Source organism: Bradyrhizobium sp. 186 (assembly GCF_023101685.1).
GTDB lineage: Bacteria > Pseudomonadota > Alphaproteobacteria > Rhizobiales > Xanthobacteraceae > Bradyrhizobium.
This window is the reverse complement of sequence record NZ_CP082164.1, coordinates 1,514,980-1,533,289: the sequence shown is the minus strand read 5'-3', so window position 1 is coordinate 1,533,289 and position 18,310 is coordinate 1,514,980. Positions and strand designations below refer to the sequence as shown.

The following is an 18,310-nucleotide window of genomic DNA, read 5'->3' as shown; positions in this document are numbered from 1 at the left end:
CACTTTTCCGGATCATGCTTCAGCCCGCCGGCGTCATGACGATGCCCTTGTCCTTGGGCCAGCGGATGCGCCAGGCGAACTTAATCTCCTTGATCTCGCCGGGTTTTGCGTCGAACGCCCATTCCAGCACGCCGCGCTTGTCGCGCAGATTGGTGGTCGTGGGCGGCGTGGTCGAGGACAGCATCTCGACGCCAATATCCTCGTTCTCGCTGACCGGAAGCTGATCCTCGATCGCGATGCGGATCGGGAAGTCGTGACCGTTGCGAACGACGGTGCGGAACGAACGCGCGTCGGTCTTGGAGGACGCGATCACGCCGGTCGTGCCTTCGTTCTGCCTGATGACGGTGCGCTCGATCTTGATCTTGTCGTCGGCTCCGAAGCCGAGCCGGATCGCGTCGTTCCGCGCGGCGGTCGAGAATTTGCTGCGGCCGACGAACGTGCCGTCGCGGAAGATCGCGACCTTGCCGGACAGCAGATTGGTATCCTCGGCGAGCTTGAATGACGCCTCGAGGTAAGCGGTGGGATCCACGACCGGGGCGGCGCGGATGGCGAGGTCAGGCGTCACCGTCATGGAGGAGATGAGCAGGCTCTTGGCGCCCTCATTGGCGCCGAGACTGACGCGGCCGCTGATCTGATACACGGCCTGGAAATCGCCGATCTCGGCGTTGGCCTGCTGCTCGTCCGCGCGCTCACGCAGTTCGGGCTCCGCCGCTTTCGCCATCGCCGGAGATTGCGCCTGCCGCGTCATCGGCTGCGCGGGCATCGCCATGTCCGACGCCGTGCCCAATGCCAGCGGCTTCGGCAGTTGCGGATACCTCACAACCAGCGAGTTGAGCTCCGGCGCGCTGCCGCCGCGGCCGATACGAACCGTGGAAACACCGAGCGTAACGTTCGACCAATCCTCGCCGGTCGATTGCGTAACCTCGGCGCGGCGGGCCAGTTCGACCTGCGGCTTGCGGTCCTTGGCGCCGGTGTCGAGCCGGGCGTCATAGAGCGGCAGCCAGCGCGCATTGCGGACTGCGTAAGTCACTCTTAGCGTCGCCTTCGTCGCGGCCGCGGAGGCGACGTCGATGCGAACTTCGAGCTTGCTCGGCGGCTTGGCCGAACGCTCCGCTTCGAGTTGCGCGAGCTGACGATCGATCTCGCGCTGTTTTCGCGCGGAGTCACGAATCGTGGTGTCGGCGGTCGCGATCTCCTCGGCGACCGCGGCAAAGGCCGCGCGCCATTCGGTGATCGGCCGCGCCTCGCCCTTATCGCCGAGACCGGCGGGGGAGGCTTCGGCAAAGTGCTGCGCGAATTTGCGCCGCGCGGTTGCCGAGTCGATCGTGCCTTGCAGATCGGCGCGCTGGTCCCTCAGCGTTTCGATCCGCTTGTCAACCTCGGGCAGGTTGACCGGGGGTGCGGCGCGCGGCGGCCGCGCATCGATGGTGCCGATGGTGAGTTTCGCGCCCGCTTCACCCTCGACGCGGAGAGAGGACGGATCGAGCGAAAGCGGAAAATCCTTGGCGACCAGCGTGCTGTCGCCGGAGGCGAGGTCCAGCGCGATGACGCGGGTAACGGTCGCGCCATCCGGGTAAACGGTGACGGTGTCGATGGCCGATGTGGCGTCCACATCGGCGGCCCATGACGGCGACGCGAGCGCCGTGGTCACCAGAACCAGGCTCGTCGTCGCCAAGCATTTTGCGATGATGCGCATAAAAATTCCTCCCTGCCGGTACCGCCGCGCCGCCAGCCGGACGCGCGATGAAAATGCCACGCCATCGTGGTGAGACGCGGCAGGGAAGGAACTGGTTCGATTGGGGTTTCCGTGGGGCGCCGCTGCGGCGGCACCAAGGCCGCGGAACGCATCAGCGCGCCGCGGCGGATCCGCCTCAGACCTGGCTGGGCGAACCCTGGCCGAAGATGCGACGGAGCAGATCGGTCACGTTCCGGGCGCCGGCCTTCTTCAGGATGCCGGCACGATAGCCCTCCACCGTCCGTGCGCTCAGATGCATGCGTCGGGCAATCTCCTTGTTGGTCAGGCCGGCGGCGAGATGTTCGAGCACATCGCCTTCGCGCGCGGTCAGGGCTTCGCAGCCGGGCAGCCAGCGCTGCCGGTTCGAACCGGGCTGAGCGAATTCGTCGATCGCGGCATCGATCCGGCCGACAATGTCGTGGGTGCGGAACGGCTTTTCGATGAAGTCAACCGCGCCGCTCTTGATCGCGTCGACCGCCATGGCGATGTTGCCGTTTGCCGAGGTCACCAGGACCGGCGCCATACAGTTCTCCTCGCGCAGCCGCTTGAGCACATCGAGCCCGGAGCGATCGGGCGGCATCTCCAGCAGCACGCAGGCCGGCATCCTCGCCTTCGCTTCCGACAAGAGCGACGCACCGTCGGCAAAGCAGATCACGTCATAGGCGCTCTGTTGAAGTGCCGCTGAAAGTTGTTCACGGGAGGCGGCGTCAGTATCGATGACGAATACCTCACGCTTGGAAAGCATGTTCCCCGGCATAATCCCGATCCAATAATGTCTTGGTCAAATGATCCGAGACGGCCGCGGGCCCCATCGCCCTGCTGCGCCATCGTGAGCACGGCATTCACGCCAGTGCTTCGGTTTCACCTATGTATGTTCCACGCTGTTCCGGGATTTGACGGATCGAGACAGAAACTTTACATTTCGGGACATCTGCGGGAATGGCTGGCAGGAGCGGGTCGCATGACCGACCTCATTCGCAGCGCAGGCTTGAGCTATTATCCGGAGGTTGCCCGGTCGGTCGGGCTCGACCCCAAACAGATGATGCGCAAGGTCAAACTGCCCCTGACCTGCCTGGACGAGCCCGATACTCCCATTGCCGTCACAGGTTTACGTCGCCTGCTAGAATTGTCGGCAGATGCTTCCGGTGCCGAAGATTTCGGCCTGCGGCTCGCCGAGCGCGGCGGACTGACCAATTTCGGCCCGGTCGGCCTGATCGTGCGCGAACAGGCAACCGTCGGCGAGGCCATCGAAGCGTTCTCGCGCTTCATCCATGTCCATCATGAAGGCATGCGGCTCGACGTCGCGCGCGGCAAGCAGACCGTGACCGTCACGCTGCATCTGCGCGGCCGGCAGCCGAGCGCGCCGCGCCAGTCGATCGACATGGCACTCGGCAGCGTCCACCGCATCATCCAGTCGCTGTTCGGCAGTGATTGGCGGCCGCAGGAGGTCCACCTGCATTATCCGCCACCGCACGACCGCAAGCGCTACCGCGAGTTCTACGGCTGCCGCGTGATGTTCAACGCGGAGGACGATGCGATCCTGCTGTCGGCGCACGACATGGAGCGCCGGATCCCGAACGCGCATCCCCTGATTGCGAGCTATCTGCGCAAGCGGATCGAGGCGATCGAGACCCGGCCCACGAGCTGGGAGGAGAAGGTCGACGAGGTCGTGCGCATCCTGCTCGCTGGCGGCGACTGTACGGTCGAGCGCGTGGCCGAGCATCTCGCCTGCACCCGCCGCACCATCCATCGCCACCTCGCCGAAGCCGGCACCAGTTTCTCGGCGATCCTGGACGCGCGGCGCGCCGATCTCGTGACTCAATTGATCGACGATCCCGGCCGGCCACTGGCTGATATCGCCGTACAACTCGGCTTCTCCGCGCAGAGCGCGATGGCCCGCTGGTTCCGTAGCCGCTTCGGCTGCACCATCACCGAGTGGCGCAACGGCGTACGGCCGCTGGCAAAGCCCACTGGCGCCCCTTCTGCGACCGCAGCCTAGCGTGCCGGGGCAGGCCGCGCCCATCGTGGCGAGCGCGCGTCGGTGGCTGCCGGCGAGCAGCGGGCCGAACGCAATTGCGAAGCCGAGGAAGGCCGCGACCCAGCCGCAGGCGGCAATGTGCAGCAGCGCATCATTATGCGCAGGCAACACCACGGCAGCGACCCGCGCCAGCGCCGCGACGATGACCGCGAGGTAGATTCCTTGCGTCGCGGGCGAGGCCGTCAGCGCTTGTCCAGTATGGCCGAGGCTCGCACGCGTCATCACCGCGAGCGTCATGATTCCGGCCGCACCTGTCATCCAGGCGTGAACGCCGGCACTCGGCGGCAGAACGCCGAAGACGGCCAAGGCATGCAGGAGAAAGCCGAACGGCACGAAGACATAGCCGACATGGAGGATCAGGAGCAGCCGTTCGCGCGAGGTCCGATCGCCGGCCCAGCGCGAAAACCGCACCAGGTGCAGCACGCCGACAAATGCCATCGCGACACCGGTAATGACGCTCAATGGCGCTACAATCCAGCAGATCAGCGCAATCGCGCTGCATCCGATCACCGCGCCGTCAAAGCGCCCGAACGGCACCGGCAGGCGGCCGGGATTGACCTTGACCAGCCAGTTGCGGGTAAAGCTCGGAATGATGCGGCCGCCGATCAGCGCGATCAGCAGCACCACCACACTGATGCCGACGCGAATGCTGACATCCGCCGCGCCCGCGTAATGCGCCTCCAGATGAAAGGCGAAATTGCCGGCGAGCAGCACCAGCACGAGCACCACCACCGCAGATTGCGCCAGTTGCCGCCCGCGACGATCTCGCGGGTTGCGGCGGCGACGACCAGTGCCAGGAATGCGGCATCGACCGCGAGCGCAAACGCCCAGCCGATGTCGGCGGACAGTGTCACCGCGACGCGCCCGGCGAGCCAGACCACCAGCAGCGCGACCAGCGACGTGCCCTGGATCGGCAGCCGCCCGGTCCAGTTCGGGATCGCCGTGAACAGGAATCCCGTGATCACCGCCGGCAGGAAGCCGTAGAGCATTTCGTGGACGTGCCAGTCGCGCGGCGCGAACGCAGACGTCACCGACAATTCGCCATAGAACATCGGCAGCCAGGCCAGGATCGACAGCGCGGCCTGGATCGCGGCGAGCAGGAAGAAGGGCCGAAAGCTGTTCGCAAACAGTGGCCAGCCCTCAAAATTGCGGGATCGGGCACCAGCCATGGGGCACTCCTGTGAAATCAGATCGTTCCATGGAAAAATGCTGCCGTCCGGCCGGCCCGTTTTGCGCTATCGCAAACTCCCGGACGATTGAAGGTGCCATCACACTCCGAGCGCCACGCCAAGGAGGCAGAATGGCCACGGTCGACACATCGCTGGTTGCGCATTTGCCGCTGTTTGCGGGGGTCGAGCCCGAGGACATCGAGGAGATCCTGCGCGAGGCGCGCTCGGCACGTTACCCGAAGAACAGCGCCATCTTCGAGCAGGGCGCAGACGCGCAGTTCTTCCTCCTGCTGCTGCACGGCCATGTCCGCGCGGTCAAGACCACGCCGACCGGCGAGCAGATCGTGGTGCGCTATGTCGCGCCCGGCGAGACCTTCGGGCTCGCCATGGCGATCGGGCTTGCGCACTATCCGGCGACCGCGACCGCGGTCGACGACAGCGTCGTCCTGATCTGGCCGACCGCCGCCTGGCCGCGGTTGGCCGAGCGGTTTCCGGTGCTCGCCGCCAATACGTTGCAGACCGTCGGCGCGCGGCTTCAGGAGAGCCACACCCGCATCCTGGAGATGTCGACCCAGCAGGTCGAGCAGCGCGTCGCGCATGCGCTGCTGCGGCTCTGCAAGCAATCCGGCAAGAAGCTCGATCAGGGCATCGAGATCGACTTCCCGATCAGCCGCCAGGACGTCGCGCAGATGACCGGCACCACGCTGCATACCGTCAGCCGCATCCTGAGCAGCTGGGAGAGCCAAGGCCTCGTCGAGAGCGGCCGCCAGCGCATCATCCTGCGCGAGCCGCACAAGATCGTCGTGCTTGCTGAGCGGAGCGCGGACAGCGGCGCCGCATGAAGGCGTCTCCCTTTCCCCGCAAGCGGGGCGAGGTGAAGAACTCACGCCGGCACGCAGTCGCACAGCGCGGCCAGGAATTTTTTGCGGTCGATGCCATGCTCGCGGCAGGCGTCTTCCACCGTGTGGAAGGTTGCGATCGGACAGCCGACACAGGCCATCCTGAAGGCGAGAAACACGCGGATCGTGTGCGGCGCCGTCCGCATGATGTCATCGACCAGATCGTCGGATCGGAAGGCATGGACAACTCCATTCCGAAGCGACGATAGCGATACTCCCGTCAATCTCTTTGTCGAAGCGCAAGCTGCACTCGTCATTCCGGGGCGAAAAAACTACACCGCCCGGCTGTGCAAGTGCTTCTCGCTGTCGAGATGCGCATCGAACGCGGCCGCAACACTGCGCACCAGGAAGCGGGAGTCCTTGGCCACCGCGATCCGGTCGCCGTCGAGCTTGACGACGCCGTCGGAGATCAGCGACTTCAGCCGTGGTGCCGATGTCAGCATCGCCTCCGGCCTTGCGCCGTAGCGCGCGCAGATCGCACCAAGATCGGCACTCAATTCGCACATGATACGCTCGATGATTTCCGCGCGCAGCCGATCGTCGGCGGTCAGCCCGTAGCCTTTCGCTGTGGCGAGGTGCCCAGCGTCGATTCCTTGCAAATAGGCGCTGATCTGCACCTCGTTTTGGACATAGCCCTGCGGCAGATGCCCGATCGCACTCGCGCCGAAACCGAGCAGGACTTCACCTCTATCGGTGGTGTAGCCCTGAAAATTGCGCCGCAGCGTCTGACCCGCGAAGGCCAGCGCCATGGAATCGTCGGGCCGCGCGAAATGATCGAGCCCGATCTGCACATAGCCGGCCTCCTTCAGCGCGTTCGCGATCGCGCAGGCCTGATCGTGACGCGAAAGACCGTCCGGCAGAACGCTTTCGTTGATCATGCGCTGGTGTTTCTTGAAAGCCGGCACATGCGCATAGCCGAACACCGAGAAGCGGTCTGGCGCGAGCGCGAGGCCGCGCCGCACGGTGTCGAGGCACGAGACGACGGTCTGGTGCGGCAGTCCGTAGATAAGGTCGAAATTAATTCCCGCGATGCCGGCGCTCCTGAGCATATCGACGACGGAGGCCGTCTGCTCAAAACTCTGCACGCGGTTGATCGCGCGTTGCACGACGGGATCGAAGCTCTGCACCCCGAGGCTCGCGCGGTTGACGCCGGAGAGCCGCATGGCCTCGACCATGTCGGCGGTCAGTGTCCGCGGGTCGATCTCGACCGCAATCTCGGCCGAGGCCAGCACGAAGAACGCCTGCCGCATCGCCGCCATCAGTTCGGTGAAGGCCTCCGGCGCCATGATCGTCGGCGTGCCGCCGCCGAAATGGATGTGCTCGACCTTGATGCGCCGGCCGATGGTATCGGCGACGAGTTCGATCTCGCGCAGGAGCGTCCGCTGATAGGCAGCAACGAGTTCGTCGCGGCGGACGATCTGGGTGTGGCAGCCGCAGTACCAGCACATCTCGCGGCAGAACGGCACGTGCAGATAAAGCGAGGCGCTGGCGTTGGTCGGAATCCCGGCCAGCCACGCCGCATAAATACCCCCGCCGATCGCCGGCGAAAAATGCGGTGCGGTCGGATAGCTCGTGTAGCGCGGCAGACGATCCTCGCCGTAGCTCGTCGCGAGATCAGCTCTCATGTCCGCCCGCTCGCTTATTTCCGCCGCGACGGAGGTCGCGGCTTAGTGGCATTCGATTAATCCATTTTCGCGCAACCGGCCTTGCGCTCGCTCAAAGTCCGAGCGCCGGGTTCGGGCCATGCTGACGTTTAACAGACCGTGAACTGCAGCCTGCGCATTGCCGAGGGCGCGCACCCTGCCTACATCACCGACTTCATCCGCGACGCCGGCGGCTGCGCGCAAGGCGTCCCGCCCGCCAATCTCGGCTTCCGCCTGGTGCGGGAAGAGAGGTCGTGGATCGCGAATGTATCGGCGCGGCTCGGCGAGGTGTGGGCGGCGAGATCGTAGCCAGCTGTGCGTTTCTGCGCGAATTGAGAAAGCGACGGCAGCGCCCAATACTCCGTCATTGCGAGCGCAGCGAAGCAATCCAGACCGTCTCCGCGGAAAAGATTCTGGATTGCTTCGCTGCGCTCGCAATGACGATGTGGAAGCAGCCCGCCCCGCAACGTCCTCCTGGCCTTCGCCAGGACGACACCGAGGATGTGGAGGCGCCCTACTGCCTTGCAGACGCCATTACTTTTGCCCATCCTACACGTTCAAACGAAAAATGGCCGGGACGAACCCGGCCATTTCACAGTTACTCGCAACCGCCTTTACGTGTTCTTCAGCGCGACGCGGAATTCGGCTTCGGTCTTGGCCTTGACCTCGTCGAGCGAGACGCCGTCGGCGAGCTCGATCAGTGCCATGCCGCCGTCGCCGTGCTTGTCGATGGTGAAGACCGCGAGATCGGTGACGACCATGTCGACCACGCGCTCGCCGGTCAGCGGCAAATTGCACTGCTTGAGAAGCTTGGCGCCGTCCTTGGCCGAATGCTCCATCACCACGACGACGCGCTTGACGCCGGCGACGAGATCCATCGCGCCGCCCATGCCCTTGACCATCTTGCCGGGGATCATCCAGTTGGCGAGATCGCCGTTCTGGGCCACCTGCATGGCGCCGAGGATCGACAGGTCCATGTGGCCGCCGCGGATCATGCCGAAGGAATCGGCGCTTGAGAAATAGCTGGTCGACGGCAGCTCGCTCACGGTCTGCTTGCCGGCGTTGATGAGATCGGCGTCCTCTTCGCCCTCATAGGGGAACGGCCCCATGCCGAGCATGCCGTTCTCGCTCTGGAGGCTGACGTCGACGCCATCAGGGATGTAGTTCGAGACCAGCGTCGGGATGCCGATGCCGAGATTGACGTAGTAGCCGTCACGCAATTCCTTCGCGGCGCGCGCGGCCATCTGTTCACGGGTCCAGGCCATGTAAATCTCCTGATGCGTTAGGCGGCTGTGCGCGGGCGGGTGTTGCGGAATTCGATGCGCTTCTTGGCCATGCCGACCTCGACGATGCGCTTCACGAAAATGCCGGGCGTATGGATGTGGTCGGGATTGAGTTCACCGGCCGGAACCAGATGCTCGACCTCGGCCACCGTGACCTTGGCGGCGGTCGCCATCATCGGGTTAAAGTTGCGCGCGGTCTTGCGGTAGATCAGGTTGCCGGCGGTGTCGCCCTTCCAGGCGTGCACGATGGCGAGGTCGGCGAACAGGCCGCGCTCCATCAGATACTTCTCGCCGTCGAACTCCTTCACTTCCTTGCCTTCGGCGATCAGCGTGCCGACGCCGGTCTTGGTGTAGAAGGCCGGAATGCCGGCGCCGCCGGCGCGGATGCGCTCCGCCAGTGTCCCCTGTGGATTGAATTCGAGTTCCAGCTCGCCAGCGAGGAATTGCTGGGCGAACAGCTTGTTCTCGCCGACATAGGACGAGATCATCTTCTTGATCTGCCGGGTTTCCAGCAGGCGGCTGAGCCCGATGCCGTCGACGCCTGCATTGTTGGAGACCACCGTCAGGCCCTTGACGCCGGTCTCGCGGATCGCGTCCGAGAGCACCTCGGCGATGCCGCAGAGGCCGAAGCCGCCCGACATGATCATCATGCCGTCCTTGAGAACGCCCTCGAGAGCCGACTTGGCGTCGGGATAGACCTTGTTCATGCAAAAAACCCTCGAGTGACCTTCGGCTTGCAGGCGTCGCGCCTTATTGGCGGCGATTATTAGGCGAAATCGTCCGAGGCCGTCAATCATACGGGCTTCTCCGCCGCACAGCCCGGTGATAGAAGCTGCCCACGCCGTGGGCAAACCCTCCCGCGGCCTTGAAAGCGACAAGAAAACCCATCAAGTTGCGGGACTTAAAAGGACTTGGGCGTGAGACGTATAGCTCTCCGGCCCGCCCTTCTGGCTCCAACGACCAACCCGATCAGGACATGCCATTGACCATGGCTCAAGGAATGAAGCGCCTCGGGACGCCGATCGCGGCGCTGCTTGGCGTCGGGCTGATCGCTCTGATCGCGACCTCCTGGCTCATCAACCGCGACGCGTTGCGCAAGGCGGTAGAAGCCCAGATCCGGGACGTCACCGGGCTTGAGCTCAGTGTCACCGGCGCGATCGACATCTCGTTGCTGCCGGCGAGCTACATTTCCTTCCATGACGTCGGCCTGAAGGGCGGCGGCACCAGTGACCCCGCGCTGCATGTCGACGTGCTAACCGCCAATCTGCGGCTGCTGCCCCTGCTGTTGCAACGCTTCGAGATCTCCGACCTGACGCTGCTGCGGCCGCATATCCATGTCAGCCTGAAGCCGGACGGCGACAGCAACTGGACGCCCTTCATCCGGACGATTGCGCGCACCATGAAGCCCGGCGCCGAAAATCAGGTCTCGTTCTCCGAGATCAGGATTCAGGACGGCGTGCTCGACTACGAGGACGCCGCCACCCACGCCTCCGAGAAGTTCGACGACATCGACCTGTCGCTGGCCTGGCCCTCGATCTCGCGTTCCTTTGCGGCAACCGGACAGTTCGACTGGCGCGGCGAGCGCGTCGACGGCTCGATCAGTTTCGCCGATTTCGTCGCTGCCCTCTCCGGCGACCGCTCGGGATTGAAGGCGCGGATCGCCAGCGCGCCGCTCAAGCTCGCCTTCGACGGCAGCGTCGCCAACCGCACCAGCCCGATGATGGAAGGCACCCTCACCATCGACAGCCCGTCCTTGCGCAACGCGCTGCGCTGGACCGGCCAGCCGCAGCCCGGCAGCGGCGGCTTCGGCCGCTTTGCGCTGAAGGCGCGCGCCAATGTCGTGGGCGCCTCGATCGCGCTCACCAACGTCAATGTCGAGCTCGACGGCAACGCCGCCGAAGGCGTGATGACCTACGCCAACAACGGACGGCAGACGCTCCAGGCGACGCTCGCCGCCGACGCGCTCGACTTCACGCCCTACATCTCGACCTTCCGCCTGCTTGCAAGCGGCGCGCGCGACTGGAACAGGCAGCTGTTCGATCTCAACGGATTGTCGACCACCGACCTCGACATGCGCCTGTCGGCGGCGCGGCTGACTGTCGGGCCCTCGAAGCTCGGCCGCACCGCGATCGGCGCCAATTTGCGCAACGGCACGCTGGCGCTCTCGGTCGGCGAGGCGCAGGTCTATGGCGGCATCGCCAAGGGCTCGTTCGGGATCGCGCGCTCCGACACCGTCGCCGACATCAAGGCGCAATTCCAGTTCGCCGATGTCGACCTCCAGGCCTGCGCTTCCGAACTGTTCGGCATCAACAAGCTGTCGGGCCGTGGCACCATCAACGTGTCCCTCCTCGCCTCCGGCTCGAGCCCGTTCGGCCTGGTGCAGTCGCTCGACGGCACCGCCACCGTGACCGGGCATGACGGGGCGATCGCGGGCTTCAATGCCGAGCAGCTGCTGAAGCGGCTGGAGCGGCGACCGCTGTCCGGCGGCGGCAATTTCCGCAACGGCTCGACCCCTTACGACAATCTCACCATCGCGGTGAAATTCTCCGACGGGGTCGCGACCGCCGAGGACATCCGCGTCGAAGGACCGGCCGCGAAGATCACGATGACCGGCACCGCCTCGGTGCCGACGCGCGAATACGACATGAAGGGCGTGGCGAGCCTCAACAGCGCCTCGGGCTTCGAGTTACCCTTCGTGGTGCAGGGCCCCTGGGACGATCCCCTGATCTTCCCCGATCCGGAAAGCCTGATCCGCCGCTCGCCGGCCTCCGCCCCCCTGCTCGACATGCTGAAGGACCGCAAGGCGGGCGATGCCGTGCGCTCCGCGATCGAACGCATCACCGGCACCGGAAAGCGCCCCGCGCCGGACGGTTCGCCGACGGCGGAGAACGCCAAAGAGGGCGCGAAGTCGAACTGAGGGCGGCGATCGGACAGCGGCCGATCGCCGCGAATTGATCAGGGCGAATTGATGCGGTGATTGCATCGATGCATGCGTTAATCGTCTCCTCGGGCCCGATACCCCACGACCTAGGTCTGACAACATGCCGCTAGATCGTATCGCGGCCATGCGCTAGTGTTTTATTCGACCGGTTAAAACACCGGCGGCTTGAGGGAGAAAAACGTGAAATCCAAGGTTATTGGCGCAGTATCACTGGCGGTCGCTGCGGTCGGGCTGTTTGCGGCCACTGCACCCGCCTTTGCGCAGCAGAAAACGATTACGGTGTGGTGGGGCAAGGGCTTTTATCGGTCCGAAGACGACGCACTGATCGAGACGATCAAGAAGTTCGAAGCCAAGACCGGCATCAAGGTCGAATTGTCGCAGTACGCGATCCAGGACATGATTCCGAAGACGGTCGCGGCACTCGACGCCGGCACCGTGCCCGATGTCGCCTATTCCGACTCCTATGACGTGCAGGCGCAGGGCAAGTGGGCCTATGAAGGTAAGCTCGAGGATCTGTCGGATGTCATGAAGCCGATCGAGGACCGATTCGCGCCGAACACGCTCGAGGCATCGAAGCTGTATGACGACGTCGCCAAGAAGAAGGCTTATTTCGGCTTCCCGCTGAAGCAGCAGAGCATGCACGTCCAGATCTGGAACGACATGCTGGAGAAGGCCGGCTTCAAGCAGAGCGACATCCCGACCGACTGGGAAGGCTATTGGACGTTCTGGTGCGACAAGGTGCAACCGGGGATCCGCAAGGCGACCGGCCAGCGCGTCTACGCCGTAGGCCAGCCGATGGGCGTGGAATCCACCGACGCCTTCCAGTCGTTCTACACCTTCATGGACGCCTACCACGTCAAGCTGGTCGACAATGACGGCAAGCTCACGGTCGACGATCCCAAGGTTCGCGAGAACCTGATCAAGGCGATGAAGGACTACACCGACACCTATATCAAGGGTTGCACCCCACCCTCCTCCACGACCTGGAAGGATCCGGACAACAACGTCGCCTTCCACAACAAGACGATCGTGATGACCCACAACTTCACGATCTCGATCGCGGCGAAGTGGTTCGAGGACTCCCAGAACCAGGCGCTGACGCCCGAGCAGCGTGAAGCCGGCAAGAAGGCCTATGAGCAGGACATCGTCACCGCGTCCTTTCCGAAGGCGCCTGACGGTTCGACCATCCAGTACCGCTCCGACGTCAAGACCGGACTGATCTTCACTGCGGCCAAGAACAAGGCCGAGGGCAAGCAGTTCATCAGCTTCCTGCTCCAGGAAGAGAACATCCGTCCCTATATCGAGGGCGCGCTCGGTCGCTGGTTCCCGGTGACCAAAGCCAGCCAGGCGAGCCCGTTCTGGCAGGCCGACAAGCACCGCAAGGCGGTCTACGCCCAGTTCATGGGCGGCACCGCGCCGTTCGACTTCACCAAGAACTGGAAGTTCACGATCCTGAACAACGAGAACGTCTGGGCCAAGGCGATGAACCGGGTCGTCAGCGAGAAGGTCCCGGTGGACAAGGCCGTCGACGAGCTGATCGCCCGCATCAAGCAGGTCGCGGGTTGAATTCTATCTCTCCCTCTCCCCGCTGTTCGCGCGGAGAGGGAACAAACGACACCGGCCGCGTCATGCGGCCGGCAGCCCTTTCAAAGAGTCCTTAAAGCATGGCGATCACGCTCTCCGGCGATCATGCGATCCCCTCACAACCTTTGTCGTCGCGGCTGACGCCGGCGCAGGTCTGGGGCATCGCGCTGCTCGCGCCCTATCTGCTCGTCTTCCTCGCCTTCGTCGTCTATCCCGTCTGCTACGGGCTCTGGCTGGCGCGCGCTCCGGCGAACTATGTCGCGCTCTATAACGACCCGATCTTCGCGCGCGCCGCGGTCAATACGCTGATCTTCCTGGTCATCGGCATCAACATCAAGATGCTGATCGCGCTGTTCCTGTCCGGCTTTTTCGCGCAGCAGCGCACCTGGATCAAATGGCTTTCGGTGATCTTCATCCTGCCCTGGGCGGTACCGTCGATCCCGACCATCCTGTCGGTGCGCTTCATGCTCAATCCCGAATGGGGCGTGATCAACCACCTCATCTTCAGTTTCACCGGCGATGACGGCCCGAACTGGCTGAACGACCCGACCGTCGCGCTCACCATGGCGATCGGCGTGCACATCTGGAAGTCGCTGCCGTTCTGGACGCTGATCCTGATCACCGGACGCCTCGCGATTCCGCACGATTTGTTCGAGGCCGCCGAGGTCGACGGTGCAAGCTGGTGGCAGAAATTCCGCTTCATCACCTGGCCGTCGATGCAGACGCTCTACATCACCTGCACGCTGCTCTCGATGATCTGGACGCTCGGCGACTTCAACAGCGTCTATCTGCTCACCGGCGGCGGCCCGGCCGACCTCACGCATGTGCTGGCGACGCTCGGCATCCGCTATCTCCGGCTCGACCAGCTTTCGCTTGCGATGGCCTCCATCGTCTGCGCGATGCCGTTCGTCCTGCCGCTCGTGTACTTCATGATGAAACGGTTGTCGCGATGAAGCTTCCCTCCCTGCGCGAAGTCGCGACCGAAGCGCGGTTGCTGCTGATCGGCATTCCCGTGTTCATCTGGACGATGGTGCCGATCTATCACATGTTCCTGTTCGCGATCTCTCCGAAGGAGGACGCGTTTTCAGGCAAGCTGTGGCCGGACCATCCGACGCTCCACAACTTCGAAATCGTGTTCAAGCAGCAGCACTATTTCCTGCGCGACTTCTACGTGCAGTTCTGGAATTCGCTGGTGATCGCGGCGTCCGTCGGCGTGCTGACGCTGTTCATCGCCACCGCGGCGGCATTCTCGATCTCGCGGCTGCGCGTGCCCGGCGGGCGCATCGTGATGAATCTGGCGCTCTTCACCTATTTCATCCCTGCCGCGTTCCTCGCGGTGCCGATGTATCGCACCATGGGCAACTACGGCCTGCTCAACAATCACTGGGCGCTGATCCTGGCGATGGTGACGATTGCCTCGCCGTACGCGATCTGGGTGCTGAAGCAGGCTTCCGACAAGCTGCCGGTCGAGCTCGACGAGGCCGCCGTGATGGACGGCGCCACCACGCTCCAGATCTTTCGCCTCGTCTACCTGCCGCTGATGATGCCCTCGCTGGTCGCGATCGGCACCTATGCGGTGCTGCTCGCCTGGAACGAATACCTCTACGCGTTCCTGCTGCTCTCGAACGACCGCGAGATCACGCTCCCCGTCGCGCTCGGCAACTTCCTCGCTGCTGACGATTCGCCCTGGGAGCTGTTGATGACGACCGGCTTCATCTACGCGCTGCCGCCGGCCGCGATCTACTACGTCTTCCGCCGCTATATGGTGGGCGGGCTCACGGCAGGTGCGGTGAAGTCCTGATCTCGATCCCGCGCGTTCGTCACCCCACAGACCTGTCGTAGCAGCCGCTACGACAGGTCAATGTCCATCGTTTCCGCCAATCGCGGAATTTCAAGTTGCTGGGTCAAAGAGGGCCAGAGATCATTTTCCATGATCGACGAGTGCAGCCATTCCAGCGCGACGCCAAATTCTCGATTCTCGATAAACTCCGCCAGTAGTCCGCGGTCTCTGAGAGAGAGTTGAGACGACATCGAGCCGACGAGATTTGTCAGAGCCTCTTCTAGTTGACCCCATTCTTCCGCGTGATCCATCGTTGCTCTCCGATGAGCTACAGCGGCGCCGCGCTGTCGCCCTGCGAGCTCGACAGTTTCGAGGCGAGCGAGGCGATGACGATGACGACCGCGATCAGGCCGATCACCAGCGTGCAGATGGCGTTGATCTCGGGCTTCACCCCCAGCCGCACCTCGGAATAGATCCGGATCGGCAAGGTCGCCGAGCCGGGGCCGGTGGTAAAGCTCGCGATCACGAGATCGTCGAGCGACAGCGTGAAGGCCAGCATCCAGCCCGCGACGATCGCGGGCGCGATCAGCGGCAGCGTGACGGCTACGAATGCGCGGACCGGGTTGCAGCCGAGATCCATTGCCGCCTCCTCCAGCGAACGGTCGAGCGAGCCGAGGCGAGACTGCACGACCACGGCGACGAAGCACATCGTCAGCGTGGTGTGGGCGATCGTCACCGTCCAGAAGCCGCGCTCGGCGTTCAACGCCACGAACAGCAGCAGCAGCGACAATCCGGCGATGACCTCCGGCATCACCAGCGGCGCATAGAGCATGCCGGAGAACAATGTGCGGCCCCGGAACCGCTCGCCGCGCGAGAGCGCAACGGCCGCCAGCGTGCCGAGCAGCGTGGCGATGCTCGCGGATGAGACGGCGACCTTGAGGCTCATCCAGGCCGCCTCGATCATGGCGCGGTCGTTGAAGAATTCGTGATACCAGCGCAGCGACCAGCTGCCCCACACCGTCACCAGCCGCGATGCGTTGAAGGAATAGATCACGAGGATGACGATCGGCAGATAGAGGAACGCCAGCCCCAGCGCGAGCGAGGCGATGTTGAAGCGGGACAGGCGAGTGACCTTGCGCATCGTCTCAGCGCCCCTGTTCCAGTTGCCGGCGCTGGAGCCGTTCGTACAGCAAGAGCGGCGCCAGCAGCACCACAAGGAGAATGATGGCCGCAGCAGAAGCGACCGGCCAGTCCTTGTTGGTGAAGAATTCGAGCCACAAGGTCTGGCCGATCATCAGCGAATTTGAGCCGGCCAAAAGGTCGGGAATGACGAACTCGCCGACGATGGGAATGAAGCAGAGGAGCACACCGGCGCCGACGCCCGGCAGCGAGAGCGGGAAGGTGACGAGCCAGAATACCTGCCAGGGCGGCGCACCGAGATCACTGGCGGCCTCCTCCAGCGCCGGCTCCATCTTGGCAAGCGTGGCATAGAGCGGCAGGATCATGAACGGCAGATAGGAATAGACGAGGCCGATATACATCGCGCTGTCGGTGGAGAGCCACACCACCGGCTCGCTGACCAGATGCAGCGCCAGCAGGATCTGGTTGAGCAACCCGTCGTGCTGAAGGATGTTGATCCAGGCATAGATGCGGATCAGGAACGAGGTCCAGAACGGCACGATCACCAGCACCATCGCCACCGCCTGCCAACGTTTTGGCAGCCGCGCCATGCCGTAGGCGATGGGATAGCCGATCAGGAGCAGCAGCGCGGTCGCGGTGACGGCGACGGTGAGGCTGCGCAGATAGGCAAACACATAGATGTCGTCGGAGACGAGCAGCTTGAAATTGTCGATCGACAGCGCGGCGAAGGCGGCCTTGAGCGACACCCATCCCGCCGTCAGGTCGAACACCGGTTCGTAAGGCGGCTGCGCGATCGCGGTCTGCGACAGGCTGATCTTCAGCACGAAGCCGAACGGCACCAGGAAGAACAGCACCATCCAGACATAGGGTGCGATGGCGGCGAAGCGCGCGGGTCGCGCGAAGATGCGGCGCGCGCTCATGGCGGCAGCACCACGCAGTCGTCGGGCGTGAACCAGGCGACGACGTGCTGGTTCAGGCTATAGGCATCGACATCGAGGCGCGCGCTGTTGGCCACCGAAGCCTGCACCATCCCGCCCGTGTCGAGCTTCACCTTGTAGGTGGTGGAGCCGCCGAGATAGCAGATGTCCGCGACCACGCCGTCCAGCTGGTTGATCGCCGTCTCATGACCGGCCTCGCTCACCGGACCGCGGCGCGACAGCTTGACCTTCTCGGGACGGATCGCGACCGACAATTTTGTCTCGCCGACCGGCTCGCGCGGCTCGGCCACCACCAGCGTGCCCGCGTCGCGCGTTGCAATCACCAGGCGATGACCGTCGCGCAGTCTGAACTCGCCGTCGAACAAATTGACGTCGCCGACGAATTCCGCGATCCAGCGCGAGCGCGGCGCCTCATAGAGCTCGCGCGGGGTTGCGACCTGAGCGAGCTTGCCGGCGTTCATCACGCCGATCCGGCTCGCCACCGTCATCGCCTCTTCCTGGTCGTGGGTGACGATGACGAAGGTCATGCCGAGCCGGCGCTGAAGCTCCATCAGCTCGCCTTGCGTGCTCTCGCGCAGCTTCTTGTCCAGCGCTGCGAGCGGCTCGTCGAGCAGAAGGAGCTGCGGTCGACGCGCCAAGGCGCGGGCCAGCGCCACGCGCTGCCGCTGGCCGCCGGAGAGCTGGTCGGGCTTGCGCTTCTCGAGCCCATCGAGCTTCACCAGCGCGACCATCTCCGAAACGCGAGTGGCGATATCGGCGCGCGCCATGCTGGCGCGCTTCAGGCCGAAGGCGATGTTGTCACGCACCGAAAGATGCGGAAACAGCGCGTAGCTCTGGAACATCATGTTGATCGGGCGCTCGTGCGGCAGCGACTGCGCGATATCCTCGCCGCCGAGCAGGATGCGCCCCTTGTCCGGCGCCTCGAAGCCGGCGAGCATGCGCAGGAGCGTAGTCTTGCCACAGCCGCTCGGGCCCAGCAGCGCAAAAAACTCGCCCGCCCTGATGTCGAGCGAGACGCCGTCCACGGCCCGGAACGTCCCGAACGTCTTCGCCACGCCCTCGATGCGCAGCAGCGGTTGGTCGGCCACCGGATGCATCTCCACATCGGCAGTCCCGGCCGCAGCTTCCATTCTGGGCAACTCTTCAGCCATGTTCCCCGC

At 64.3% G+C, this 18,310-nt stretch carries 16 protein-coding genes and 2 pseudogenes; 7 read left to right on the top strand and 11 right to left on the bottom strand.

All coding sequences use genetic code 11. The features are described 5' to 3' along the window. Window positions 1-19 precede the first annotated feature (19 nt). Window positions 20-1,696 carry a mucoidy inhibitor MuiA family protein gene (locus tag IVB18_RS07130; RefSeq protein WP_247988501.1) on the bottom strand — a complete coding sequence of 559 codons (1,677 nt, stop codon included), beginning with the start codon at window positions 1,694-1,696 and terminating at the stop codon, window positions 20-22. A gap of 175 nt (window positions 1,697-1,871) precedes the next feature. After that, on the bottom strand, window positions 1,872-2,492 hold the full coding sequence (locus IVB18_RS07125; protein ID WP_247988500.1) for a response regulator: 621 nt from the start codon (window positions 2,490-2,492) through the stop codon (window positions 1,872-1,874). A gap of 204 nt (window positions 2,493-2,696) precedes the next feature. On the opposite strand from IVB18_RS07125, the gene IVB18_RS07120 reads away from it, so the two are divergent. Further along, window positions 2,697-3,734 carry an AraC family transcriptional regulator gene (locus IVB18_RS07120; RefSeq protein WP_247991577.1) on the top strand — a complete coding sequence of 346 codons (1,038 nt, stop codon included), beginning with the start codon at window positions 2,697-2,699 and terminating at the stop codon, window positions 3,732-3,734. Window positions 3,735-3,752: 18 nt separating this feature from the next. On the opposite strand, the pseudogene IVB18_RS07115 reads toward IVB18_RS07120, so the two are convergent. After that, window positions 3,753-4,942 (bottom strand): annotated as a pseudogene (locus IVB18_RS07115) (NnrS family protein); the annotation flags it as partial. A gap of 131 nt (window positions 4,943-5,073) precedes the next feature. On the opposite strand from IVB18_RS07115, the gene IVB18_RS07110 reads away from it, so the two are divergent. Then, window positions 5,074-5,784 (top strand): Crp/Fnr family transcriptional regulator, encoded by a 711-nt coding sequence (locus IVB18_RS07110; protein ID WP_247988499.1) that lies wholly within the window; start codon window positions 5,074-5,076, stop codon window positions 5,782-5,784. A gap of 41 nt (window positions 5,785-5,825) precedes the next feature. Here IVB18_RS07110 and IVB18_RS51560 read toward each other — a convergent pair whose 3' ends face one another. Together IVB18_RS51560 and hemN are read right to left on the bottom strand one after the other, a co-directional pair. Beyond that, window positions 5,826-6,098, bottom strand: coding sequence for a DUF1858 domain-containing protein (locus IVB18_RS51560; protein ID WP_256476713.1), 273 nt, complete (start codon window positions 6,096-6,098; stop codon window positions 5,826-5,828). Window positions 6,099-6,113: 15 nt separating this feature from the next. Further along, the gene (gene hemN / locus IVB18_RS07100) at window positions 6,114-7,466 is read right to left on the bottom strand and encodes an oxygen-independent coproporphyrinogen III oxidase (RefSeq protein ID WP_247988497.1); all 1,353 of its coding nucleotides are present in this window, start codon (window positions 7,464-7,466) and stop codon (window positions 6,114-6,116) included. 135 nt (window positions 7,467-7,601) lie between these two features. On the opposite strand from hemN, the pseudogene IVB18_RS07095 reads away from it, so the two are divergent. Further along, a pseudogene (locus IVB18_RS07095) lies at window positions 7,602-7,793 on the top strand (formylglycine-generating enzyme family protein); the annotation flags it as partial. A 305-nt stretch (window positions 7,794-8,098) separates the two neighbouring features. On the opposite strand, the gene IVB18_RS07090 reads toward IVB18_RS07095, so the two are convergent. Both IVB18_RS07090 and IVB18_RS07085 read right to left on the bottom strand, forming a co-directional pair. Then, on the bottom strand, window positions 8,099-8,749 hold the full coding sequence (locus IVB18_RS07090; RefSeq protein ID WP_247988496.1) for a CoA transferase subunit B: 651 nt from the start codon (window positions 8,747-8,749) through the stop codon (window positions 8,099-8,101). 17 nt (window positions 8,750-8,766) lie between these two features. Continuing rightward, a complete protein-coding gene (locus IVB18_RS07085; RefSeq protein WP_247988495.1) occupies window positions 8,767-9,474 on the bottom strand; it encodes a CoA transferase subunit A in 708 nt (235 codons plus the stop codon). A gap of 281 nt (window positions 9,475-9,755) precedes the next feature. On the opposite strand from IVB18_RS07085, the gene IVB18_RS07080 reads away from it, so the two are divergent. The 4 genes from IVB18_RS07080 (at window position 9,756) to IVB18_RS07065 (ending at window position 15,093) form a co-directional block, all read left to right on the top strand. Further along, the gene (locus IVB18_RS07080; RefSeq protein ID WP_247991576.1) at window positions 9,756-11,684 is read left to right on the top strand and encodes an AsmA family protein; all 1,929 of its coding nucleotides are present in this window, start codon (window positions 9,756-9,758) and stop codon (window positions 11,682-11,684) included. A gap of 204 nt (window positions 11,685-11,888) precedes the next feature. Beyond that, window positions 11,889-13,274: an ABC transporter substrate-binding protein gene (locus tag IVB18_RS07075; RefSeq protein WP_247988494.1), complete on the top strand. Its 1,386-nt coding sequence runs from the start codon at window positions 11,889-11,891 to the stop codon at window positions 13,272-13,274. Window positions 13,275-13,372: 98 nt separating this feature from the next. Beyond that, window positions 13,373-14,245, top strand: a complete 873-nt coding sequence (locus IVB18_RS07070; protein ID WP_247988493.1) for a sugar ABC transporter permease — start codon at window positions 13,373-13,375, stop codon at window positions 14,243-14,245. After that, window positions 14,242-15,093 carry a carbohydrate ABC transporter permease gene (locus IVB18_RS07065; RefSeq protein ID WP_247988492.1) on the top strand — a complete coding sequence of 284 codons (852 nt, stop codon included), beginning with the start codon at window positions 14,242-14,244 and terminating at the stop codon, window positions 15,091-15,093. The genes IVB18_RS07070 and IVB18_RS07065 overlap by 4 nt, the downstream gene beginning before the upstream one ends. Window positions 15,094-15,140: 47 nt before the next feature. Here IVB18_RS07065 and IVB18_RS07060 read toward each other — a convergent pair whose 3' ends face one another. Genes IVB18_RS07060 through IVB18_RS07045 form a run of 4 tightly spaced genes read right to left on the bottom strand, consistent with a single transcriptional unit; the run spans window position 15,141 to window position 18,301 of the window. Continuing rightward, window positions 15,141-15,383, bottom strand: a complete 243-nt coding sequence (locus tag IVB18_RS07060; protein ID WP_247988491.1) for a hypothetical protein — start codon at window positions 15,381-15,383, stop codon at window positions 15,141-15,143. 17 nt (window positions 15,384-15,400) lie between these two features. Next, entirely contained in the window at window positions 15,401-16,213 is an 813-nt protein-coding gene (locus IVB18_RS07055; protein WP_247988490.1) for an ABC transporter permease subunit, read from the bottom strand. A 4-nt stretch (window positions 16,214-16,217) separates the two neighbouring features. Beyond that, a complete protein-coding gene (locus IVB18_RS07050; RefSeq protein ID WP_247988489.1) occupies window positions 16,218-17,132 on the bottom strand; it encodes an ABC transporter permease in 915 nt (304 codons plus the stop codon). Beyond that, window positions 17,129-18,301, bottom strand: coding sequence for an ABC transporter ATP-binding protein (locus tag IVB18_RS07045; protein WP_247988488.1), 1,173 nt, complete (start codon window positions 18,299-18,301; stop codon window positions 17,129-17,131). Before IVB18_RS07045 ends, IVB18_RS07050 begins: the two co-directional genes overlap by 4 nt. Window positions 18,302-18,310 lie beyond the last annotated feature (9 nt).